The sequence below is a fragment of the Neobacillus niacini genome (assembly GCF_000759675.1).
Taxonomy (GTDB): domain Bacteria; phylum Bacillota; class Bacilli; order Bacillales; family Cytobacillaceae; genus Neobacillus; species Neobacillus niacini_A.
In genome coordinates this window covers 28,379-51,510 of record NZ_BAWM01000021.1, presented here as the reverse complement: position 1 = coordinate 51,510, position 23,132 = coordinate 28,379, and the positions used below count along the sequence as shown (strand labels likewise).

Below are 23,132 nucleotides of genomic sequence, written 5' to 3'. Positions count from 1 at the left end.
ATTGGTTTTCTACTTCAAGTTCATATAGACATTTTTTACTTTTTTCACTGGAATCTGCGAGCCGCCACGATCTAGCACGTTTTCGACCATCATCGCAACCATTACATTTGGTGAGTTGGTGTTGTAAGCAATGAACCAGCCGTTTTCAGTTCCTTTTTCACCTTGCTTTTGTTTGATTTCAGCTGTTCCGGTTTTTCCCGATAATGGATAGTCTGCGATTTCAGCAGAATGTGCGGTACCATCCGAGTCACCGACAACCTTCCTTAACAACGACGAAACCGTAGTGGCGATCTCAGGTGAAACCACTGGTTTCTCCGTTTTTTCAACATCCAGCAAGAGGCTTGGTTTAATCATATTTCCACCGTTCACAAATGGTGTATAGGTTTGCAGTAAATGAACAATACTCATTTGAATTTGACCCTGACCATAACCGGAGTCGGCTAGGGAAATTTCATTATCCAATTTTCCAATTGTTGATTTTTCAAGCGGGAAAGGATAGTCGGACTCTTCTTCAAAGCCAAATTCTTTCAAGCCAGCAATGAATGGATCTTTTCCGATTCCTAATGCCGTCTGTGCAAAATAAATATTATCCGAAAAGACCATTGCATTTCCTAGGTTAACTGGGTTGGATTCATGAACTCTCGTCACGAAATAATTGCCCCACGAGGCACCCTTTTGCCATTTCAATCCCTTGATATCCATCGTTTGCTCTGGAGTGATTGTTTTATTCTTGAGCCCAATCGAAGCGGTTAGAGGCTTAAACACAGAACCTGGAGCATAAGACTTATTGAACCTGGTTGTCATTGGCTTTTGTGGATTTTCTTGAAGCTGGTTCCACTCATCACTTGAGAAGCCCAGGGTGGCTTGATTTGGGTCAAATGATGGGGAGCTGACAAGTGCCAGCGTCTCACCAGTTACCGGGTCTATAGCCGCCCCTGCACCTGCCTCACCAACAAGCTCGCCATACAGACTCACCTGTAAATCGATATCGATGGTCAACGATAAATCCTTACCATCCTCTACCGGCTTTTCGGCTAGGACTTCCGTAGCGCCATCGGGTTTTTTAATCGTGATTTTTACGCCGCTTTTCCCTTTTAGCTGCTCGTCAAAAACTTCCTCGAGCCCTCTTTTTCCAATAAAATCTGAGCTTGTATAGCCTTTATCTTTAAGCTTTTCCAACTCTTCAGCTGTAATCGAGCCGACATAGCCAATTAAATGAGCCGCCGCTTCATTATATGGATAAATTCGCGCTTCCACCTTTTTCGTTTGCACAGGTTCTAAGGCGACTAATTGAGCGATACGCTCCGTATCGCCCATCGATACCTTCTTTAAGGGCACAAACAAGTCCGGCTTCACCCAACTAGCGTTAAGTGCCTTGTTAATTTGCTCCGGTGTCATTTTCAGAAGACTGGATAATTGCTGAATGACTGGCTCCTTCTGCCCTTCAAGCTTTCCTGGAATCACTCCAACTTCGTACACCTGTCCATTCACAGCCAATCCATTGCCTGCCCGGTCAAAGATTTGCCCGCGTTTCGGCGTTGTATTGCTGATACCGAGTTTGTCGCCATCCTTCAATTGTGGAAAAATATACGTGGTGTTCCAGTCCACATACCAGTTATTCTTTTTGTCACGTTCTTCTTTTTTCATCTTAGCTTTGTGTGTAAATTTGATTTCTCCGGCGATGCTGTCCATGGATGCGGAAAAATCATAAGTGACAGTGTTTTGATCCTTTTCCAGTTCTTCATCTTCTCCCGGTTTATCGAAGACCAACTTCAGGTCTGTAATTTGTAGGTCATCGTAGATTTTTTGATAGCGACTAGTGAAATCTTCTTTCGAAATCACCTCTTTCGATCCCTCTGAAAGGTAATCATACATCTTATCAAACTTTTGCTCATTCCATAGCTTTATGTATGCTGCTAATCGGTCCTGAGGCATGGGCTCCTTGCTGCAGCCAGCTGCCACCATTGCGAACAGCACAACCATAAACAGCAGCCCTATTATCTTTTTCAAAAAAAATCCCCCCTTTCTTTCAAGTTTACCATATTTATGTAAAGAAAAACCTCTGAAAGCTACAACAAAAAAAGAGGAAGGTATATTCCTAACTGGTTCCGTTACCAATCGCAAAACGTGAATTTGCAGCTGAAGATGTATAGTAAAATGCATATGAAATTGCACCGAATTTTGCGGTGCTTTTTGATTGTGAAAATAAATAGCCCAGTCCTATTTGAACTGAGCTACTTCAAGTACATATTTTCACAAACTACCCGTTATTTTGGCGATTATCTGGTAAACCACCAAATTATAAACAAGGAAACTGCTATTAGTGCGCATACCAATGCTTGCAAATTTTTCTTTTTCTTTTTGTTCATCAAGAATCCCATTCAATCCAAAATATCGCTCTGTTATGACAGCTTACTTCACTATCGTACCTGTTTAGTTGAATAAGAAATAGGCTGCCCAATTATGATAGCGGATTCATAATTTCAAGTATCAGTTAGTCTTATAAATTTAAAATAATTATTAACAACATAGATATAGAAAAGAAGCCAATCATAAAATACCCAAAATACTTCAATGGTTTCGGCAACTTTTTCAATTTAGCATTTGTTGGATTTGTGGCATTTCCCTCTATTTTGTTAAAGTGATCAATTACATCATTAAATGGTTTATTTTCCTCTTTCATCCAACCACCCCTTTACCAAATTTTAACACAACAATTCTTTGATTGTTGAATTTTTAGAATAGGACAAACAAAAAATTCACCTCTGCTTCACGAAGAGGTGATTTCTGTATATAAAAGATTCGAATGTCGGCAGTATAAATTTAGGAACAATTGATGGGAAGATCAATATAGCTAGTGGAGTTGGTAGAGTAAAAATCGCTGACCTTTCTAATATGAAAGGAAAGAACAATATTAAAACAAAAAACGGCAGCATAAAAGTAGGAGATCCTAGTGAAAATCTTAATGAGGTTGGATTACATATTTCAACTAAAAACGGAAGAATTATCTCAGAAAACAATAAATTGTCAGGGGAAAATATTTACTTTGCAGAAGCTGCTCCACCAGGGAAGAAAGTCATTAATAGATACAAAGGAGATAAGGAATTAAATATCACTTCCTTTGTAGGAAATATAAAGATTTAATAAAAAGAAAAAGACATCCCTAATTAAAAGAATGCCTCATTAGTATTAAAAAAGAGTATTTATTCATATGCCATCAGGATTTCATTAGGTTTACGCATATTAACATTAAAAATGAAATACCTATCATACTCGACACCCATAACCAAGCCAATTCCATATTGCCTGAATCAATGGCTACATATATAGCTGTTGGAATGGTTTGGGTTTTTCCTGGGATGTTTCCAGCAAACATTAAAGTAGCTCCAAACTCCCCTAATGCTCTTGCAAAACTCAATATTGCTCCCGAAATGATCGCTTTAAGAGAGAGTGGAATGGAAATAAACATAAATAATTTAAATCCATTTGCCCCATCCACACGAGCTGCATTCTCAATTTCCTCATCAATGGCTTCAAACCCTGTCTTTGCAGATTGATACATTAATGGGAAAGCTACCACAGCAGAAGCAATAGCGGCAGCCCACCACGTAAACATTACAGGTTGTTTAAACAATTCTTCTATCAGTTGTCCTATGGGACTATTCCTTCCAAATAAAACAATTAACAAGAAACCTATGACAGATGGTGGCAATACGAGTGGTAAAAGGAAAACCGTTTCAACTAAGGTCTTCCCTTTAAACTTCTTATTAGCCATCACCTTCCCAAAAAATAATCCTAAAATTAATACCCCTGCTCCAGAGACAGTTGCAATCTCGATGGAGAGTATGACTGGTGACCAAAAGTCAGTTGCCATTGTCTATTAATTTAATCCTTTAAAACCATACTTCTCTAGTGTCTTCATTGATGTTTCATTTTGAAGATAATCATAGAATAGTTGGGCTTCTTTAGGATACTTGCTGTCCTTAATCACACCTAAAGGATAAATAATAGGGGCATGAGTATTATCCTCTGCGGTTGCAATAATTTTCACCTTTTTTGAAAGCAAAGCATCTGTTTTATAAACAATTCCTGCGTCCACATTGTTCGTCTCTACATATGTAAGCACCTGCCGTACATCCTTGGCATATACCACTTTTCCTTCAATCGCTGTCCAAACATTTAATTTTTCTAATGTTTCCTTCGCATATTGTCCTGCAGGTACAGCCTCAGGGGTACCAATGGAAATTTTATCTGTTTTGGTAAGGTCCTCGAATGTTTTAATCTCTTTTTTTGAATCGTTTGGTACCACTAATACTAGTTCATTTCCAACTAGATCTGTTCCTTTTGCCTCTTCGATTATTCCGTCTTGCACCAGTTTATCAAATTTGTCCTCAGCGGCAGAGAAGAAAAGATCCACAGGTGCTCCCTGAGAAATTTGTTGTTGAAGTGCTCCTGAAGCTCCGAAGTTATAGTTTACTTTCACATTAGAATGTTCCTTCTCAAAGGTTGCTGTAATCTCATTTAATGCATCTTGTAAACTAGCAGCTGCTGAAATCGTCAACTCCACTTTCTTTTCAGAAACTTCTTGTTTCTGCTCTACTGGCTTTTTTGTTTGTTCATTGGCTGAACACCCAGACAGGACCAATAATAATAGCATCATCAAGTAGATGATAACATTATTTTTTTTCATATTACCCTCCCTTTCAATTTAGTTATAACTAGATATAATTAATTATAACTAGTTATAACTAAATTGAGTAGAACAAAAATCACATTTGTCATTTTTTTATCTGGAATATACTTTTTAATAGGCAGTAAGTTAAAATAAATGATGGAGGGATGTAAATGTCAAATGAGCTTTCCTATACGATTGAAGAAGTGTCACAGCTTTTAAAGGTATCGAAATTAACCCTTTATGACCTTGTTAAAAAAGGGGAAATTCCTGTATTCCGTGTAGGAAGACAGATGAGAATTGATGCAAAAGACTTGGACAATTATATAAAAAATAATAAAACGAACCAGAATACTACATTCCCACCCTCTGTTGGAGATCCTCACAGGAACGATACAAAGGATTCCCATAACATTGTCATTAGTGGACAAGACCTAGTTTTAGATATTCTAGGTAAACACATCGAAAAAAATTCAACCTATAAACCATTAAGATCTTTTACAGGAAGTTTAAACAGTCTAATCTCTATGTACAATGGAGAAGGTGACATTGTTAGCTTGCATCTGTTTGACGGGGATACAGGCGAGTACAATCTACCATATATAAAAAAAATTTTAGTGGGATATCGTTTTATTTTAATAAACCTCCTTTCAAGAAAAGCAGGTTTTTACGTTAAAAAGGGGAACCCTTTAAAACTCACCTCTTGGACTGATTTAAAAAGAGAAAATCTGAAAATCATTAATCGAGAAAAAGGATCAGGAGCACGAATCCTTCTTGATGAACAACTCAGAATCAATGAGATTTCTTCTAGGAACATTCAGGGTTATGAGCACGAAGAGACCAACCATATAAGTGTAGCTTCAGCTGTCTCTGCTGGAAAAGTAGATGTAGGAGTCGGAATTGAAAAAGCAGCAAAAATAGTGAGTGTCGATTTTGTTCCATTAATCACAGAACAGTATGACCTGGTTATTCTAAAAACCCCCGAAACGGAACGACTTATAAGCACTGTAAAGGAAATTTTATCATCAAATCAGTTTCAATCTGAAGTTAACTCTTTTGGAGATTATGATACATCACAGACAGGAAAAATTATTTATGAAACATATTAAAATGTTGGGGTACAACAGTCATTGTACCCTAGCATTTTAATATACAATTTCTAGTACAAAATTAAGCACTAATATGTAAAAGGCTTGATATATCAATAAAAAATGACTATCAAATTAGTTTACAATTTGATAGTCATTTTTGGTTACATTTTTAATGTTTGCGATAGGGAACGGAACCGTTAGTATATTCCCCTTTGTTACTATTAAGAGTTTGTTTTATCTGTAGACTCAGAAGATTCGTCATCGGATGGAGTTTTTTCATCTGATGGAGTATCCTCTTTAGAAGGAGTTTCTTCTTTAGAAGGAGCTTCCTCATCACTAGCAGGATCCTCTATCATTTGTTGCTTCGCATTCTTATCTCCTGAATTTTGATCCGTTGTAGTTTCGTCCTGCAATTCGCTTATTGGTTTGTTGAAAAATTTAGTCGGATTAACAGCTACACCATCTTTACGGATTTCAAAATGTACATGCGTTCCAGATTCTTCATCAAACAAGCTTTGTCCAGCCATGGCAATAACTTGTTCTTGTTTTACTTTATCGCCAACCTTAACCTTCACATCTTTAACCGATTGATATTGTGTTACAATACCTTTATCGTGTTCGATTTCAATGACATTACCAAGGGTAGCATCTTCTTCCACTCTCGTAACTGTTCCGCTTAGGGCAGCTACTACTTCGAAAGTTTCGCCATCTTTGGATGTGAAGTCAACACCAGTATGCGGAACATATTGATTGTTGTAAAATACTAATGCTGCTTCCTGTTTTTCTTCACTTGCGTTGAAATCATAGAATTCCATTTTGACAACTGCATCCATTGGATTTTTCACAGGCATTTTCAAGTTTTCAAATGCTGAGTTTACTTCAAGTGCTGGAGTATCATTCTTTTTACCCGTTAGGTCTGAAGACTCGTAATCGTACTTGTCAGTTGCATTGTCACTGCTTTGATACCAAAGAACGGCTGACAGAATGATAGCTGCACTTGCAATATAAATGGCTGGAAATACCCAACGCTTTTTGAAAAAGCGTTTAACGCTGGAACCTTGAGAAGATCGTTTGTTTTCTTCCTCTCTCATTTTCATCACCTCAGCAATCATTCTGAACAGATAAGTAGAATTATATACACTAGTAAAAAAAAATTTTGTACTTATTTTTCGAAAGTGCTGAAGTTTTTATGCATCATTGTTAAAAATATTTTTATTGTGGAGGAACATTTTTATGAAAGTCTTAAAATGGACCCTACGAATCCTGCCGTTTCTCTATATGAGCGCGATTTGGATTATGTCGAGTCTGCCATCCAATCACTTCGTCGAACTCCCCGATTCAGGGCTTGATCGCACCATCAAAGAATCCCTGCATTTAATAGAGTTCGCCATTCTATACGTATTGCTAGTTTTGGCCTTCCTCACGCGTCGAGGTCCGTTCACCACAGGGCTCAACGTCCTCTGTGCCGTCATAGCAGGACTTTACGGGTTAACGGACGAGATTCACCAGTCATTCTACCCTTATCGCTCAGCGTCCTTGTTTGACCTCGTAAAAGACGTCACCGGAATCGCTGTTTGCTTTTATTTTATATACGGCGCGCTGTTTAAAGGGAAATTTATCGGGCTTGGGAAGTTGTTAGGGAAAGTGAGAAAATTGTAGCCACTGCATGAATGCGGTGGTTCTTTTGTGGGTTGGTGATAAGCTCGGTCTTTGAACTTCCCTGCATAAGGTAGATTCATGGTTGAAAGTAATTGATGGATAATTTTTCGAGATTTGATATGTAGAAGTTTGCGTGCCTCTGCGTTGGTAATAGAAGGTTTAATAAGAAGGAAATAATCGTGAATTTTTTGGTGGTGGGCAGTTTTAGATTTCAATTTGCACACGGGGCAGGTCCAATGCCAAATCAATTCCTGCACCAAAAAGCCAGGCGGCCGCCTGGCTTAGGTATACGGAAGGTTGATTTAGCTCAAATTTTCTCCGTTTGTAGAAATCACATCTTTGTACCAATAAAAGCTTTGTTTCGGAATCCGCTTCAGTTCTTTTAAATCATATTCTTCTCGATCGACAAAAATAAACCCATAACGCTTCTTTGCGCCTTGGTGTGTGGAAATTAAATCAATCGCTGACCATGGGCAATAACCAAATACCTCTACCCCATCTGTAATCGCAAGCTGCATTTGCTCGATATGTTTTTTCAAATAATCAATCCGATATGGATCCCGGACGGAACCGTCCTCCTCTACCTTATCGAAGGCACCGAGTCCGTTTTCGGTGATAATCACCGGCAACTGGTACCGGTCATAAACCTCACGAAGCGTTGTTCGAAAACCAATCGGGTCAATTTCCCAGCCAAACTCATTCTTTGGTAGGTTAGGATTGCTATGTCCCTTATAGACACCTGATTCGCCGATTACGATTTCCTGGTCACCGGTACCGTTTTTATCATTGCCATCTCCAGTGCTGGACTCAACCGTTTTAGACGTATAATAATTAAAGGCAATAAAGTCAGGCTTTGCTTTTTGTAAAATTTCCATATCACCCGCTTCGATTACCGGTACGTATCCTTTTTCTTCAAAAAAGCTCCAAGCTGTCTTATTGTATCGTCCATAAACCGCAGCATCTAAATACAGCCAGTTGCGGATTGCATTGAAGTTTTGTGCTGCCAAGACATCCTCAGGCTTTGAGCTTGCAGGGTAGATATAAGAAATATTTGGGGCAGGTCCGATTTTTGCCTGCGGAAGTGTTTGATGACATACATCCATCACCCTTGCCTGAGCCACAAGCATATGATGATTTTGCTGATAAAGTTCACGATCTGGATCCTCTAAATTCGGGTCTAGTGTACCAAGTGCTTTGCCGTGCATAATCATCATGTTTTGTTCGTTTATTGTCAGCCAATATTTCACACGGTCCCCGTAGTTTTCAAATAGAACCTTTGCATATTCCACAAATGCATCAATTGTTCCACGATTTGACCAGCCGCCGCGAGTTTGCAACGCATAAGGCAAGTCAAAGTGGTACATCGTGACAATCGGTTCAATACCGTATTTAATCAGTTCGTCGATTAAATTGCTATAGAATTCAATCCCCTTTATATTCACATCGCCTGTTCCATTCGGGAAAATTCGTGTCCAAGCAATTGAAAACCGGTATGCCTTAAAACCCATCTCCGCCATTAACGCTACATCTTCTTGGTAACGATGGTAATGATCACTCGCTACTTTATAATCCGTTGTGCCCTCTGGATATTTTTCGCGCATGTCTATCACTGATGGTCCTTTTCCATCTTCATTCCAAGCTCCTTCTACTTGATATGCGGATGTTGATGCTCCCCAGAAAAAGTCCTTTGGAAATGGTTTTACTATTAAATGTTTCATATTGAAATCCTCTCTTTCTAAAAACATATGACCTCTGATTGCAGTCTGAAGCCATATGTCCTTTTTCGATTTAAAAAATTAGGCAATATTCTCTGTACTGTGGACATCCAGGATTAATAATGGTTCCTTTTCTGCTACAGTTCCTTTTTTCGAAGTGGTAATATCCGAGTACTTGCTCGTGTTCGTAATAATCACTGGTGTTGTTACCTCGTAGCCCTCAGCTTTGATTTTTTCAATATCAAACTCTACTAATAAATCGCCGATACTCACTTTGTCACCTTGTTTAATGTGAGAAGTGAAATATTTGCCTTCAAGCTGTACAGTATCAAGACCGATATGGATTAAGATTTCCGCGCCTTGGTCTGAAATAAGTCCAATTGCATGCTTCGTTTTGTAAGCAACTGCTACGGTTCCATTTACTGGAGATACCACACGCCCTACAGTTGGTTCAATCGCAATTCCTTTGCCCATTGCATCTGAAGAGAATACAGGGTCAGATACATTTTTCAATTCCACAACTTTACCTGCTAACGGACTTACGATTTGCTCACTTGCAGCAGCTTTTTCTGTTTCAGTTATATCTTCTTCCACTGGGTCTTCAAAACCTAACACATACGTAAGACCTGCAGACACTAAGAATGCTACGACAATTCCAATAATTAAACCTGTAAAACCTTCGCCGCCTGGCCCATAGTAAATTGGCAGTGTTAATAATCCCGGGGCACCAGAGGCAAATGCATTTGTTCCTGCATAACCGATGATACCTCCGCCGATTGCGGCACCGATGATTCCTGCGATGAATGGCTTTTTAAGCGGTAATGTTACACCGTAAATCCCTGGTTCTGTGATGCCGAATAAACCTGTGATAGCAGCTGAACCTGCTAATGTTTTTAACTTTTTGTTTTTCGTTTTTAACATAACCCCAACCATAGCACCAGTTTGCGCAAATACAGAGGCTGTAACAGCTGGTTTTACACCGTCTCTGCCGTATACTGCAATATTGTTGATGAATACTGGAACCAATCCCCAGTGGATACCAAACATAACGAGTAACTGCCAGCTTGCACCCATAATGGCACCAGCTAAGATTGAATTAAATTCAAAAGCCGCTACCATTACTGTTGCTACTGCATTACCAGCACTTACACCGATTGGACCAAATACAATTAAAGTTAGTGGCACCATAATAACTAGTAAGATTAAAGGCGTTAAGAAGTTTTTAATACTATCATGAAGCTTTGCATTAAAGAACTTATCAAGCTTACTCATAACAAAGATGGAAAGAATGATTGGAATAACCGTTGACGAGTAGCTCATCATCACCACTGGAATTCCAAGGAAGTTTACATCTAAACCTTCAGCCGCCTGTGTTTTTAACGTTACAATCGATGGATACAATAATGCACCCGCAATTGTTAAGGCAACGAAGATATTTCCGCCGAATTTACGTGCAGTGGTTACCGCTAATAACACTGGTAAGAAGTAAAACAATGCATCTGCTGCGGCGTATAAAATCGTATAAGTGGGATCAGTATTAACTATCCAGCCTAAGTTCACCGCAATTAATAATAAACCTTTTAGGATACCGGCACCCGCCATTACACCAAGCAGCGGCGCGAAAATACTTGATACGATATCTACTGCTTTACCCAAAATATTACCCTTTTCCCCACAGTCTTTCACTGAAGCATTTTTTGAATCCTTTGTGATATTTGAAATTTTACCAATTTCAGCAAACACTTCAGGAACATTGTTCCCAACCACAACCTGAAACTGTCCACCGCTCTCCTTCACAGTGATGACACCATCTGTTTTTTCTAACTTTGCTTTATTTGCTTTTGATTTATCCTTTAATCCAAAACGGAGTCTAGTTGCACAGTGTACAAGAGAGTTGACATTCTCTTCGCTGCCAACCAGCTGTAATATTTCTTTTGCTAATTTTTCGTTCTTTGACATAGTTAACACCTCTTTTTTAAAAAATAAAAAACCTAAGCCGCTGGAAAAATAGAAGACATGACTGCCCTACGATTTTTTCGCGACCTAGGTTTTGCCTGCTTGACCAGTAACAATCCTGTATCACATTATTTACTTTTCTAATCACTTACCGGCGGCATTCCTTTCCTGTCCGGATCAGGTTTAGGATACCTGTTTGGCAAATAAAAAAACCTAAACTACACACCTCTAGCAATGAGAGACGGTAATTTAGGTTTTGCCTGCTTAACCAGTAACAATCCTAATAAATTAAGGATATGAAATTTATATTCATAGAGTACCATCTCTTATTTCCCCTGTCAACGCTTTCATAGAATTTTTTTTAAGGTTCCAGCTTTGATACGATTCTAGCGATATGAAGGGTTAAATAGAGCATTTCTTCGTTCGAAAGCTCATACTGATATTTTTTTTCGATAAATTCTCTTATTTTTTCGGTACAGGAGTAGGAATCCTTATACTTCTCCTTCACTACTTTAAAAAGAAAATCATCTTCACCATTCATGTAATTCTGACTAAACATCCTTTGTGCAAAAAATTTAAGATGTGTCACGAATCGATAATATATTAATGATTCTTCATCAAATTCTATTTGCAAATGATATTTCACAATGGTTAAAACCTCTTGAATAACTTTTGTGATATTCACAATATTTGTCATTTCTTCGTTTAATTCTGCATTTACAAAGTGAAGGGCGATAAAGCCAGCTTCATCTTCAGGAAGTAAAATGCCCAATTTTTCCTGGATAATGTTTAATGCCTCTTTACCAACAGTGTATTCTTCACGGTAGAGTCTCTTGATCTCCCATAGCAAAGCATTTTTAATATTAAGCCCCCGCTCATGCCTTTCTACTGCAAAATGAATATGGTCCGTCAACGAAACATAAATGCTTTCATTCAACTTCTTGCCAAGCGCAGTTTTGCCATAGTCGATAATGGAATCGGCTATTTCCATGTACTCTATTGGAATTTCATAAAGCAACGTCTTAAACCGTTCCGAGACATCCTTGTTTTCCATTTTAAAAACCTTTTCAATATTGGCTTCATCCACTGGATCACCAGGCTTCTTTTTAAAAGCGAGCCCCCTGCCCATCATCACATTCTCCTGATTATGCTCATCGATCACACTAATAACATTGTTATTAATCACCTTATGGATTTTCATGTTATTTTCACCTCTCTCACCTTGCAATAGTTATCGATTAATTTTACTCAAAACAAACTATCCTGATAGATTATATTATCTACATTCGTGATGGAGGTCAATAGTTATACTATGAGAATTGTTTGTCCAATTTTTGAATCTAAAAAGGATATAGGTTAGTAAAGATTTTGTTGTCTTTAGTTTGAAGCGGTTCTAAAGTCTCAATCCTGAATCCCAGATTCAAATAATGACCTCTTTTTGGAAAAATTTGCTTACCTGTCGATTTATAGCTTTACGTGCCAAATCCTCCAGTTTACGATCCAACCCATGAAAAAGCCAGACCCCCAAAGGCCTGGCTCTCCACAAACAAGCTATTTCTGCGCAGTAATCGTCGCTAGCATACTCTCTGCGTTTGTTACTTCAACACCCTGATAGTAATGCTTCACAATATCTTGATAGTCTTTCCCATCGGCGGCCATGCCGTTTGCGCCGTATTGGCTCATGCCGACGCCGTGTCCGAAGCCGCGAGTCGTGATCACAATGCTGTTACCTTTCCGTTCCCAATCAAAGTCCGACGACCTTAAATCCAATTTTTCGCGAATTTCTTTACCGGTCAGGACCTTGCCACTAAAATCCACTTTGGCGACACGCTTTCCGGTGGTGCGCTCAACTATTTTTCCAATCGTCACGCTGGACCCAACCTTTACGCCGAGTGCCGATTCAAATTGTTTGACGGTCACTTCCTTAATAGAATTAAATTTAGGAGAATTTTTGTCCCATGGGCTTGATACACTACGCAGGTAAGGCATTTCATTGGACCAGTAGTCCTCAGAGTTTTCGGTGTAGCCATTGCTGGTGGAGAAGAAGGAGGCGTCGATTGCCTGACCATCATATGTCAAGATCTGCCCACTCGTTGCCCTCACTGCAGCAAGGATTTTCGCGTAGTTCGATTCAAACTCCATTCCCCAGTTATTTCTCATTTGCTCTTCGCTGAGGTAAACCTGGTGGATTTGCGTATCCGTCACCTGTGCACCTTCTGGAACGCCTAAGTCGTCTTTGCTAAGCATTTTTTTAACGATATAGGTTCTCGCTGTCAGGGCTTGTGCCTTCAAGGCTTCCTCCTTGAATTCGACCGGCATTTCAGCTGCCACCACCCCAACCAGGTATTCTTCTAGTGGAACGTTATCGATTTGCCCTTTAGTGGAGCGGTAAACCGCGACTTCAACTGCAGCGTCTGATGTAGAATTGTTAGCATTTTCGCTATTTGGGGCCTTGTTGGATAGGTTTTCACCTAATTTACCGCTTACCTTTCCATCTCCAAAGGGTAACACTAAAATCGCTGGAATGAGTAAGGTGAGGGCAAATAAGAATGACGCTAGTAGGATGAGTGGTTTGAATTTTTTCATGTAGGAGCCTCCAATTATGAAATTTATGCACCCTTTCTTGGGCTGCTTTCTCATTCCATCATATGGAGGCGGACAAGCATTTATGACTAAAAAAAGATAACTGAATTTTCCAAAAACAATATATAATAAAAAACCGAAGAATGCATCCCACTAGATACCCTCTTCGGCTCGTTATTATTTATGAAATTAAGCGTTCAAATCGGTAATAAAACTTTCCACTTCTGTAAAACTTTCTTCCGCTTCCTTCACGCGTTCGATATCTGCGCCTAAAGATGCTAGCTTTCCATGGAAATTCACATAACCACGGTCTAAATGCTTTAACTCGGTTACGCGAGTATTACCATCAGAAACCAACCCTGTTAAAATCAGAGCGGCAGCTGCACGAAGATCTGTTGCTGAAACTTCTGCACCTTGTAAGTTAGAAGGTCCGTTTAAAATAACAGAACGCCCTTCAATTTTGATATCAGCATTCATCCGACGGAATTCTTCCACGTGCATGAAGCGGTTTTCGAAAACCGTTTCGGTAATCATAGATGTGCCTTCTGCACGAAGCAGGAGAGCCATCATTTGTGATTGCATATCGGTTGGGAATCCTGGATGAGGCATGGTTTTAATATCAACTGCCTTGAGCTTTTCAGGACCGATGACACGAACGCCATCATTTTCCTCAATAATCGTAACGCCCATTTCCTCCATTTTTGCAATTAAGGAAGATAGGTGTTCAGGCACTGCACCTTGTACAAATACATTTCCGCCCGTAATTGCACCAGCAACCATAAAGGTTCCCGCTTCAATCCGGTCAGGAATAATATGATGTTCAGCGCCAAACAGTACATCTACACCTTCAATACGAAGAGTGCCCGTGCCTGCGCCTCGGACATTTGCGCCCATTTTATTCAAGAAGTTAGCGAGGTCAACGATTTCTGGTTCCTTCGCTACGTTCTCAATGATAGTAGTACCCTGTGCAAGAGTGGCAGCCATCATGATATTTTCAGTTGCACCAACACTTGGGAAATCCAAGTATATCTTTGCTCCCTTTAAGCGGCCATCAACCTCCGCTTCGATAAAACCATTTCCTACTTTAACCTTAGCACCCATAGCTTCAAAGCCCTTAAGGTGCTGGTCAATCGGTCTAGAACCAATCGCACATCCGCCTGGCAGGGCCACACGAGCACGACCATTGCGTGCCAATAAGGAACCCATCACGAGGACAGATGCACGCATTTTCCGAACATATTCGAACGGCGCTTCTTCTTTCAACACCCTTGATGCATCAACGACAACTGTATTATTGTTAAAGGCAACTTCCGCATTCAAGTTGCGCAATACTTCATTAATTGTGTATACATCGGAGAGTGTAGGTACATCACGAATTACACTTTTTCCGTCACTTGCTAATAATGTGGCAGCGAGTACAGGCAGGACCGCATTTTTTGCACCTTCTACTTTAACCGATCCATTAAGCCTTTGTCCGCCGCGGACGATGATCTTTTCCAAGAGTATTCCCCTCCGCGTCCATTTTCTCTATATTAATATTCAATCGTAATGATTGGTGTGCCAACTACGATGGTAGTCTTGCCGCCCAATCCTTCGGAGCGTATGCCAATTTGTAAATTCATGTCCTGCGCTATGGAGTCTGAAAACATTGGCGAGTTCGCCGATACAGACATGAACGTATCCTCTTTTAACGCTTCGATTTCTTTCCCATCAAAAACTTCCAATAAATCATTTGCAATAGTTGGTATAGCAATATCCATCTTATCACTTATGCTACCCTTCATACCAGAGAAAATTGTTGGATTCCCCCGAAATATGTCAGATATCCTATTTTCCAATGGATCATTTGTGAAAAAGGACTCCATCTCCTTATTCCACTCGTTACCACTGACCCTATATACTATATACGCATTAACAGGTTGTATTGTGTGGGTTGCCATAATTTGAAGCATTTCTGTGTGGTGTTTAGAAGTCGGAGATACTGCTGTTACTTCCCATTTGTCGCTGGTCTTACTTGTGGACCAATTCCAACCTGGAAACTTTTGCTGAAGCTCCTTCACATATTCCTGCACTTCTTTTTCTGTATTCAGGTCAACCAAATGCTCCCTTGCATAAAACGACCATTCTTCGAGCAAAATATCTTCTGTTTGAAAAACACCTGCGATTTTCAATAAATCCAGGTCATCGGCTGCACGGGTCATCGAACTCCCCAGCACCGCCATCCAACCAACCATTATCATCACGCTTATAATCAAAAGTACTTTTGTTTTTCTCTTCATCTCTACTCTCCCCCTTACTACCATTGTTACCAAGGGGAGGCATAGCATACTTGGGAAATGTCGACACTTTTGGACAAGCTTTTTGAATCAGAAGATCTTTTTTTAAAAATTACCTATTTTCCTTCGTTAGATAGGTACAAATTTTTGCGTGATGTTCTTCACATTTAAATGTTTCGCATTGCCTAAACGTATTTCTATCTATTTTCTAAGCTGCTAGCTTTTTCATTCAGATTGCACTTTTTTTTCACACAAAGAGAATTGTACTCAATTTTCTCTGAAAAAGATACATGTATGAAGACCTAAATTTTTACCAATTGTATGTATTGTAAAATTAAAGGCAGCTGCCTTGACCATTGAAGGTAGTCCAGGAAAAAATTACTAACCGATGATCCGATGATAATGGCCAACAATATATAAAGTAATCGTGCTTGGAACACATGGTTCGGTTTCAGCAGCTTATCTAAGCGAATCGACTGCAGCGCCCACCACGCCAATGCAATAAACACCAGGTGTGAGAAAATACTTAGCAAAGCAATTTGTCCAAAATCCTCAACCATCCATTGACCTCCTTTTAAGACCAAAAAACATTCTACCATACTGACGGTTGAAATCGTAAAAGGTTTCATTTTCTGTAATAATTGTAATATTTCTTCGGATTGTAATTGTGTCTATTTTGTGACACTTTTCGGTGCCTGTCACCGTTTATGCAAAAAACTGCCTTTATGCATAAATTAAGTGCATAAAGAAAAAAAGAAGAGGGCGCCTTTGCCTCTTCTTTCACTTTATATCGTTACCCCTCTATGTTGACCAAGACCGGGTTCTTCCCCCAAAGTTGCCGGTCTATTGTAAAAAGTCTGCGAATTGGTTGAAGTTTTCGTTCACGAAGTCGATGGCGATGTCTGGGAACACTCCCAACAGTATAGACGCTGCGACGGTGATAATTAAGACAACCACGATTCCAACTGGAATTTTCGTAAACTTGCTGTCGTCCGCTGCTGGGCGGAAGAACATTTGCGTCATGATACCAAAATAGTAAAAATACGAAACTACCGTTGTGGCAATCATGACGGACGCTAATACATAATGCGGTTCCTGAACCATAAAGGCGCCGATAAAAATGTTCAACTTTCCGATGAAGCCTGCTGTTCCTGGGAAACCGGCTAAAGCAATTAACAAGATCCCCATTACCACTGCCAAAATCGGTGAACGTCGATACAACCCTGCGAAATCAGCAATTCTCGTTGAACCTGTTTTTGCCTCCACTAATTGGATGATAGCAAAAGCACCAAGGTTCATGAACAAGTAAGCTAATAAATAGAACCAAACACTGTAAAAGAAGTTCGAGCTCAGTGTCGTGAACGCCACAAGAATGTAACCGGCGTGGGCAATACTTGAGTAGGCAAACATTCTTTTAATATTGCTTTGTTTAAGAGCAACCACGTTTCCGATGATCATCGTAGCTCCAGCAACGACCGCAATATAGTCCTGCATATTATAAAGAATCGGAATCGATCCTGGACCTTCTGTAGCCGCTACTGCAAAAACAGAAATCAAAATACGAGCCACAATCACAAAGCCTGCTGTTTTCGAAACAACGCTCAAGAATGCTGTAACCGGTGTTGGTGCACCTTGATACACGTCTGGCGCCCACATGTGGAACGGTGCGGCAGCCAATTTAAAGGCTAACCCTACGAATATCATCAAGAATGCCAGTCCTAGCAAATAAGCATGCTGTGCGTCAGCTAACGCCTGAAGCGTCCCAGCTATCGCTAACAAGTTCGTTGTGCCAGTTAAGCCATATACATAGCTCAATCCAAACAAAGTAATCGCGGTGGCAATACTGCCGTTGATGACGTATTTCATTGCCGACTCGTTTGATTGCAAGTTGTGCTTGCGAATACCCGCTAGAATATAAGAAGAAATAGATAACAACTCAAGACCGATAAATAACGTGATTAAGTCACCGCTGGATGTCATGATCATTCCGCCGAGTAATCCGGTTAGGAATAAATAATAAAATTCACCGCGGTATTCTTCCATCCCCTCATCAGCCTTGTAAGAGACAGCTAAAAATAATACAAGCGCCCCCCCTGCAAGCAGAAGGAATTTAAATGCTTTTCCAAAAGAATCAAGACGGAAAGTATCCTCTAAAATTGATTCAGGCGCTGCACCAAGTAGTCCAGCTAGGGATACCATGGCAGCACCTACAGCCATGATTGCGATCCAGCCGAGGATTCGGCGGTCTTGTTTTTTCGGCATAAATAAATCTATCAATGTGAGAAGCGCTGCAACACCAACGATGATGAACTCTGGTGTCATGATGCCCCAGTTATATGATGTTAATTCCTCAAGACTCATCCTTCATCACCCTCCTAACCCTAGCATAATCGTTTCAAGTGTGGCTTGAAGCGGTGAGCTTAGAACGCTTGGTACGACTCCGATTAATACGATTAAACCAACAAGCACGAGTACCGGAACCCATTCGACGCCTTTGATATCGACGACGCCTGTAAATTCACGGTGTGATTGTCCATACGTAATGCCGAGCACGGCACGTAATAAATAAACAGCGGTCATGATAATCCCGATCGTTCCGACTGCCGCAATCCAAGGCATTTCTTCAAATAACCCTAAGAATGCCATAAATTCACTGACGAATCCGGACATCCCTGGCAATCCCAGCGAAGCCAATGCGCCTGCAAGCAAGAAGCCAGAGGCAATCGGCATTCCCTTTGCCATTCCGCCAAGGTTTTCCATAAGAGACGTGTCTGTGCGCTCATAGAAGGCACCGACTAAGAAGAACAATAGCGCTGAGATTAAACCGTGGGAAACCACTTGGAAAATTGCTCCCTGCACTCCTGCCTCATTCATTGCCGCTAACCCGATTAACACGATTCCCATATGAGAAATCGAAGAGTAAGCCAAAACCATTTTAAAGTCTGTTTGAATGAACGCTAGGAATGCTCCGTAGAGAAGGTTTACCACTCCGAGAATAGCTAGCAATACCGCAAGTATTTCAAACTGCTCCGGAAAAATTCCCATTCCAAAGCGGATTAAGCCGTACGCACCGATTTTCAATAGAATACCAGAGTGAATCATAACAATCGATGGCGGCGCTTGTACGTGGACACGAAGCATCCAGCTGTGTAACGGGAAGATTGGCAGCTTAACGCCAAAAGCGACTAAGAGTGCAATCAATAAGCCTAATTTTAAACCACTCGTAATCGGAACATTTGGATCGCTCATGATCTGTGTCAGCATTTCAATATTGGTTGTTCCTGTTTTCGCGAACAGAATCATAATCACGATTAACAGTACAGCTGAGCCTAGACCATTATAGATTAAGAAGCTGTAAGCAGCTTTTTCTTTTTCAAAATAACCCCATTTTCCGATTAAGAAGAAGGTTGGGATTAAGGTAATTTCAAAGAATAAGAAAAATAGAATTAAGTTTTCAGCGGTAAATACTCCGAGCATTCCGATTTCTAACAATAGGAACAGCATGAAGTAGCCTTTCCATTCGTGTTTAATATAAATGGAGGCAATCGCTGCGAGAGTTGCTACGACGGCTGTTAGTACGACTAAAAGCATAGTGAAGCCGCTAACGCCAAGTTCATAGTTTACTGCCCAGAATCCAGCTTCAGCACCTTGAAGTCCGCCGAAGGTAATCCATTCCTTTGCCACGTCAAAGTCGCTCAAATCCTTGCCCGCTAGGTAATGAAGATAAAGCCCGACTGCAGTAATGAGTGCAGGCAGTGTTGCTAGGAAACCAACGATTTTGATCGTTTTTTCCTCTGTTTTAGGCATGAAGGCTAAAACGATAATGCCGAGTAACGGGGAGAATACTAATATTGATAGAACAAATGAAAGATCCATTTATAAGTACCCCCCTGTTAACACGAAGATGACCGCAAGTAGTGCTAGGCCAATAAATGCCACTGCAGCATATGTTTGTGTTTGACCGGATTGCAGCTTCGATCCTGCTGCTCCAAGTCCTTGAACAATCACTGCTACACCTTTCATGATTCCTTCAACTAGGAAGACATCAATGAAGCGTAAGAAGTAGCTGATACCTTTAGTGACTGCCACCACTGACATTTGATAAAATTCGTCGATGTAATATTTGTTGATTAATATTGTATGCAACGTATCGCCGCTGCCTGAGAGCCAGTTGCGTGCGACCGAACGCTTGTAGTAAATCAAGTACGCAAGATAGATTCCCGCTAAGGAAACAACCGTTGCCGCAATCATTATCCAAATTGGACCTTCGATATGTCCATGTCCAAGTGCTTCGTTTCCATCAACGAGCCATTCACCAAGGTTGTGATTAAATGGTGTTTGGACGTAACCAGCGATGATCGCTAACACGCCAAGAACAATCATTGGGATTGTCATCATCGATGGTGATTCGTGAACATTTTTCATTGGTGTTCTCGCTTCTCCTGTGAAAACCATGAAGAACAAGCGGAACATATAAAAAGCAGTCATGAATGCTGCTGCAAGCGCTAGTAAGAAAAGGACTGGATGTCCGCCTTCCCAGGCTGCGATTAGAATTTCATCTTTACTGAAGAACCCTGAAAACAGTGGTACACCGCTGATGGCAAGTGTTCCGATTAAGAATAGTGGTGCGGTAAGCTTTAGCTTTTTCCAAAGACCGCCCATTTCTTCGATATTCTGTGTGTGTACCGCATGAATCACGCTTCCTGCTGCTAAGAATAGCAATGCCTTGAAGAAAGCATGTGTCATCAGGTGGAAGACACCAGCCACATAGCCAGCTGACCCTAATGCAAGCATCATATAGCCTAGCTGAGATACGGTTGAGTACGCTAATACACGTTTAATATCTGTTTGTACAAGACCAATGCTGGCTGCGAAAATCGCTGTAAACGCACCGATAATCGCAATCGTTAACAGTGCTGTTTCACTCGCTGCAAACAGCGGGAATAGTGTAGCAACTAAATAAACCCCGGCAGCAACCATTGTCGCCGCATGGATTAATGCGGAAACAGGTGTCGGACCTTCCATCGCGTCCGGTAACCATGTGTGCAGCGGGAACTGACCTGATTTACCAACAGCACCAATGAAGATTAGGATCGCTGTTAAGGTAATCATCGTACTTGATACAGCGCCAGCCTCAACGGCTTGGAAAATCTCACTGTATTCAAAGCTTTTAGTTTCCCAGAATAATAAAATCATCCCGATTAAGAGACCAACGTCCCCGATACGGGTCATAATGAACGCTTTTTTCGCCGCAGCCTTCGCTTCTACTTTGTAGAAATAGAATCCGATTAAGAGGAAGGAACCGACTCCGACAAGCTCCCAGAAAATATAGGTTTGCAGCAGGTTTGGCGAGATGACAAGACCTAGCATCGCAAACGTAAATAATCCTAAATAGGCATAGAATACTGGAAACCGCTCATCCCCGTGCATATATCCCTTTGAATATGTATGTACCAGGAAGCTGACGAGCGAGACAATCACTAGCATTAATGCATTCAATTGATTCACTTCAAAGCCCGCTGTTAAAGAAATATCTCCTATCCTGAGCCACTCCGTTGAAGTTTTAAACGTTGGTTCCGAGAAACGCTCGAACAACACCAACAACGAATAAACAAGCGAAGCAAGCGTTGCGAGAATACCCACGTACGCACTCGCATCCTTCAGCCGCTTACCAAATAGAAGAAGAATCAAAAACGATAATAGCGGGAAAAGCGGTATGATCCATGCATTTTCCATCATCATCACAATCCCCTTTTTTTAAAAATGGTGCCTGTCACCGCTCGTGGACACTGTCCATCGAGGAAGCACACCAATAATCACCAATTTGTCCACCTGAGACGGACAGTGTCTTTTTGCGGTGACAGGCACCGCAGTGTTGAAAAAAATTTTGGAAACCTAACTTATCTAATTTTTCATTGTGTCCATATCGTCGATGTTGACGGTTTTGCGGTTGCGGTATAAGGCAATCAAGATGGCCAGACCGACTGCTGCTTCTGCAGCGGCAACGCTTATCGTGAACAACGCGAAGATTTGTCCGGTAATGGACGGTGCCACTCCGTATTTACTGAAGGTTACCAGGTTAATATTGACGGCATTCAGCATAAGTTCAATGGAGATGAGGACAATGACGGTGTTTCGTTTTGTCAGTGCCCCGTATAATCCGATACAGAACAAAATCAGTGCGAGTGCCAGGAAGGCTGAAGCGGGAACTGAACTCATTCCTTATCCCCCTCCTTCTGATCTTGGTCTTTCTTTGCCAGAATAATCGATCCGACAAGAGCCACTAATAGTAAAACAGACGTTACTTCAAACGGGATGACCCATTTTGAATAAAGGGCTTCCCCAATTTTCATTGTATTGTCCACATGTAAGTCAGTTGGTACCTGTACGACATTGAAATCGTAAATGCCGATGTAAACGGCAACTGCAAAGCCAACTACACCAAGGAAAATGAAAACCTTCCTCCACTTGCCTGTGGTTGTCTCCCCTTCATCATCGTGCTTTGTTAACATTATTCCAAACAACATGATAATGGTTATCGAACCGGCGTAAACCAATATTTGGACCACAGCAACAAATTCAGCCGACAGCAGTACAAAAACTCCGGCAATCGCAACGAATGTGAAGATTAGGGCAACAACCATATGCACGACTTTGGTAAGGTTCAATAACAGGACGCCGCCTATGATGGCGACAAGCGCGAGGCCCATAAATGCGATAAACTCGCCTGATATTGTCATGGTTTATTCACCTGCCGTACGTTTTCGTCGTTCTCATCTAACCATTCAAGGTTTTTAAATAACATATCACGGCTGTAGGACGCAAGCTCAAAGTTATTGGTCATAACAATTGCTTCAGTTGGACAAACCTCCGTGCACAAGTCACAAAGGATACAAATCTCGAAATTGATATCGTACGTATCAATGATTTTCCCTTTTTTCGTTGGATCCGGATGTTTTTTACCCGTTAAATCAATACATTCTGTCGGGCAAATATTCATGCATTGATTGCACACGATACACTTTTCCGGATAGAACTTTTGAATACCGCGGAAGCGGTCCGGCAGCGGAAGCGGCTCATCTGGATATTTATACGTTACCTTTTCCTTCGTCAACTGTTTTAGGGTATATTTCAAGCCTTTTGTAAATCCAAGCACGTTTTTCACCCCTTTGTTTATTTA

Annotated in this window: 21 protein-coding genes; 3 read left to right on the top strand and 18 right to left on the bottom strand. The window is 40.8% G+C overall.

All coding sequences use genetic code 11. From position 1 onward, the window contains the following. Positions 1-9: 9 nt before the first annotated feature. Positions 10-2,010 carry a penicillin-binding transpeptidase domain-containing protein gene (locus tag TR08_RS13095; RefSeq protein ID WP_045518764.1) on the bottom strand — a complete coding sequence of 667 codons (2,001 nt, stop codon included), beginning with the start codon at positions 2,008-2,010 and terminating at the stop codon, positions 10-12. Between the two features lie 490 nt (positions 2,011-2,500). Beyond that, positions 2,501-2,683 carry a hypothetical protein gene (locus tag TR08_RS13090; RefSeq protein ID WP_045518762.1) on the bottom strand — a complete coding sequence of 61 codons (183 nt, stop codon included), beginning with the start codon at positions 2,681-2,683 and terminating at the stop codon, positions 2,501-2,503. 212 nt (positions 2,684-2,895) lie between these two features. Here TR08_RS13090 and TR08_RS13085 point away from each other — a divergent pair, with 212 nt between their 5' ends. Continuing rightward, positions 2,896-3,144: a hypothetical protein gene (locus TR08_RS13085; RefSeq protein ID WP_045518760.1), complete on the top strand. Its 249-nt coding sequence runs from the start codon at positions 2,896-2,898 to the stop codon at positions 3,142-3,144. A 73-nt stretch (positions 3,145-3,217) separates the two neighbouring features. Here the strand turns inward: TR08_RS13085 and modB are convergent, their stop codons facing one another. Both modB and modA read right to left on the bottom strand, forming a co-directional pair. Beyond that, positions 3,218-3,874 carry a molybdate ABC transporter permease subunit gene (gene modB, locus TR08_RS13080; RefSeq protein WP_045518759.1) on the bottom strand — a complete coding sequence of 219 codons (657 nt, stop codon included), beginning with the start codon at positions 3,872-3,874 and terminating at the stop codon, positions 3,218-3,220. 6 nt (positions 3,875-3,880) lie between these two features. Further along, the gene (modA, locus tag TR08_RS13075) at positions 3,881-4,690 is read right to left on the bottom strand and encodes a molybdate ABC transporter substrate-binding protein (RefSeq protein ID WP_045518758.1); all 810 of its coding nucleotides are present in this window, start codon (positions 4,688-4,690) and stop codon (positions 3,881-3,883) included. 155 nt (positions 4,691-4,845) lie between these two features. On the opposite strand from modA, the gene TR08_RS13070 reads away from it, so the two are divergent. Continuing rightward, positions 4,846-5,781 (top strand): substrate-binding domain-containing protein, encoded by a 936-nt coding sequence (locus TR08_RS13070; RefSeq protein ID WP_045518757.1) that lies wholly within the window; start codon positions 4,846-4,848, stop codon positions 5,779-5,781. Between the two features lie 203 nt (positions 5,782-5,984). Here TR08_RS13070 and TR08_RS13065 read toward each other — a convergent pair whose 3' ends face one another. Next, the gene (locus TR08_RS13065; protein WP_045518755.1) at positions 5,985-6,854 is read right to left on the bottom strand and encodes a M23 family metallopeptidase; all 870 of its coding nucleotides are present in this window, start codon (positions 6,852-6,854) and stop codon (positions 5,985-5,987) included. A gap of 142 nt (positions 6,855-6,996) precedes the next feature. Between TR08_RS13065 and TR08_RS13060 the strand changes: the two genes are divergently transcribed. Then, positions 6,997-7,422, top strand: a complete 426-nt coding sequence (locus TR08_RS13060; protein WP_045518754.1) for a VanZ family protein — start codon at positions 6,997-6,999, stop codon at positions 7,420-7,422. Between the two features lie 302 nt (positions 7,423-7,724). On the opposite strand, the gene TR08_RS13055 is transcribed toward TR08_RS13060, so the two are convergent. The 13 genes from TR08_RS13055 to nuoI form a co-directional block, all read right to left on the bottom strand. Continuing rightward, positions 7,725-9,140: a glycoside hydrolase family 1 protein gene (locus tag TR08_RS13055; protein WP_045518753.1), complete on the bottom strand. Its 1,416-nt coding sequence runs from the start codon at positions 9,138-9,140 to the stop codon at positions 7,725-7,727. Positions 9,141-9,218: 78 nt separating this feature from the next. Then, positions 9,219-11,096 (bottom strand): beta-glucoside-specific PTS transporter subunit IIABC, encoded by a 1,878-nt coding sequence (locus tag TR08_RS13050; RefSeq protein ID WP_045518751.1) that lies wholly within the window; start codon positions 11,094-11,096, stop codon positions 9,219-9,221. 358 nt (positions 11,097-11,454) lie between these two features. Continuing rightward, the gene (gene licT, locus TR08_RS13045; protein ID WP_045518749.1) at positions 11,455-12,294 is read right to left on the bottom strand and encodes a BglG family transcription antiterminator LicT; all 840 of its coding nucleotides are present in this window, start codon (positions 12,292-12,294) and stop codon (positions 11,455-11,457) included. 350 nt (positions 12,295-12,644) lie between these two features. Beyond that, a complete protein-coding gene (gene spoIID, locus TR08_RS13040) occupies positions 12,645-13,679 on the bottom strand; it encodes a stage II sporulation protein D (protein ID WP_045518747.1) in 1,035 nt (344 codons plus the stop codon). 186 nt (positions 13,680-13,865) lie between these two features. Further along, positions 13,866-15,176, bottom strand: a complete 1,311-nt coding sequence (gene murA, locus TR08_RS13035; protein WP_045518745.1) for a UDP-N-acetylglucosamine 1-carboxyvinyltransferase — start codon at positions 15,174-15,176, stop codon at positions 13,866-13,868. Between the two features lie 32 nt (positions 15,177-15,208). Continuing rightward, complete coding sequence (locus tag TR08_RS13030) at positions 15,209-15,955, bottom strand: YwmB family TATA-box binding protein (protein WP_045518743.1); 747 nt, start codon at positions 15,953-15,955, stop codon at positions 15,209-15,211. Between the two features lie 299 nt (positions 15,956-16,254). Then, on the bottom strand, positions 16,255-16,512 hold the full coding sequence (locus TR08_RS13025; protein ID WP_045518741.1) for a DUF1146 family protein: 258 nt from the start codon (positions 16,510-16,512) through the stop codon (positions 16,255-16,257). 283 nt (positions 16,513-16,795) lie between these two features. Further along, positions 16,796-18,313, bottom strand: coding sequence for an NADH-quinone oxidoreductase subunit NuoN (gene nuoN / locus TR08_RS13020; RefSeq protein ID WP_045518739.1), 1,518 nt, complete (start codon positions 18,311-18,313; stop codon positions 16,796-16,798). A 6-nt stretch (positions 18,314-18,319) separates the two neighbouring features. Further along, entirely contained in the window at positions 18,320-19,828 is a 1,509-nt protein-coding gene (locus TR08_RS13015) for an NADH-quinone oxidoreductase subunit M (RefSeq protein ID WP_045518738.1), read from the bottom strand. Beyond that, on the bottom strand, positions 19,829-21,691 hold the full coding sequence (nuoL, locus tag TR08_RS13010; RefSeq protein ID WP_045518737.1) for an NADH-quinone oxidoreductase subunit L: 1,863 nt from the start codon (positions 21,689-21,691) through the stop codon (positions 19,829-19,831). A gap of 165 nt (positions 21,692-21,856) precedes the next feature. Beyond that, complete coding sequence (nuoK, locus tag TR08_RS13005; protein WP_045518735.1) at positions 21,857-22,171, bottom strand: NADH-quinone oxidoreductase subunit NuoK; 315 nt, start codon at positions 22,169-22,171, stop codon at positions 21,857-21,859. Continuing rightward, complete coding sequence (locus TR08_RS13000) at positions 22,168-22,692, bottom strand: NADH-quinone oxidoreductase subunit J (RefSeq protein ID WP_045518733.1); 525 nt, start codon at positions 22,690-22,692, stop codon at positions 22,168-22,170. Before TR08_RS13000 ends, nuoK begins: the two co-directional genes overlap by 4 nt. Then, the gene (nuoI, locus tag TR08_RS12995; protein WP_045518731.1) at positions 22,689-23,108 is read right to left on the bottom strand and encodes an NADH-quinone oxidoreductase subunit NuoI; all 420 of its coding nucleotides are present in this window, start codon (positions 23,106-23,108) and stop codon (positions 22,689-22,691) included. Before nuoI ends, TR08_RS13000 begins: the two co-directional genes overlap by 4 nt. Positions 23,109-23,132: the final 24 nt, after the last annotated feature.

Coding starts and splice junctions, on each gene's coding strand:
- TR08_RS13050 (WP_045518751.1), bottom strand. CDS start 11,096: ATGTCAAAGAACGAAAAATTAGCAAAAGAAATATTACAGCTGGTTGGC.
- TR08_RS13025 (WP_045518741.1), bottom strand. CDS start 16,512: ATGGTTGAGGATTTTGGACAAATTGCTTTGCTAAGTATTTTCTCACAC.
- TR08_RS13055 (WP_045518753.1), bottom strand. CDS start 9,140: ATGAAACATTTAATAGTAAAACCATTTCCAAAGGACTTTTTCTGGGGA.
- TR08_RS13070 (WP_045518757.1), top strand. CDS start 4,846: ATGTCAAATGAGCTTTCCTATACGATTGAAGAAGTGTCACAGCTTTTA.
- TR08_RS13090 (WP_045518762.1), bottom strand. CDS start 2,683: ATGAAAGAGGAAAATAAACCATTTAATGATGTAATTGATCACTTTAAC.
- spoIID (WP_045518747.1), bottom strand. CDS start 13,679: ATGAAAAAATTCAAACCACTCATCCTACTAGCGTCATTCTTATTTGCC.
- TR08_RS13015 (WP_045518738.1), bottom strand. CDS start 19,828: ATGGATCTTTCATTTGTTCTATCAATATTAGTATTCTCCCCGTTACTC.
- modA (WP_045518758.1), bottom strand. CDS start 4,690: ATGAAAAAAAATAATGTTATCATCTACTTGATGATGCTATTATTATTG.
- TR08_RS13065 (WP_045518755.1), bottom strand. CDS start 6,854: ATGAGAGAGGAAGAAAACAAACGATCTTCTCAAGGTTCCAGCGTTAAA.
- TR08_RS13060 (WP_045518754.1), top strand. CDS start 6,997: ATGAAAGTCTTAAAATGGACCCTACGAATCCTGCCGTTTCTCTATATG.
- modB (WP_045518759.1), bottom strand. CDS start 3,874: ATGGCAACTGACTTTTGGTCACCAGTCATACTCTCCATCGAGATTGCA.
- nuoK (WP_045518735.1), bottom strand. CDS start 22,171: ATGAGTTCAGTTCCCGCTTCAGCCTTCCTGGCACTCGCACTGATTTTG.
- licT (WP_045518749.1), bottom strand. CDS start 12,294: ATGAAAATCCATAAGGTGATTAATAACAATGTTATTAGTGTGATCGAT.
- TR08_RS13085 (WP_045518760.1), top strand. CDS start 2,896: ATGAAAGGAAAGAACAATATTAAAACAAAAAACGGCAGCATAAAAGTA.
- TR08_RS13030 (WP_045518743.1), bottom strand. CDS start 15,955: ATGAAGAGAAAAACAAAAGTACTTTTGATTATAAGCGTGATGATAATG.
- nuoN (WP_045518739.1), bottom strand. CDS start 18,313: ATGAGTCTTGAGGAATTAACATCATATAACTGGGGCATCATGACACCA.
- TR08_RS13000 (WP_045518733.1), bottom strand. CDS start 22,692: ATGACAATATCAGGCGAGTTTATCGCATTTATGGGCCTCGCGCTTGTC.
- nuoL (WP_045518737.1), bottom strand. CDS start 21,691: ATGATGGAAAATGCATGGATCATACCGCTTTTCCCGCTATTATCGTTT.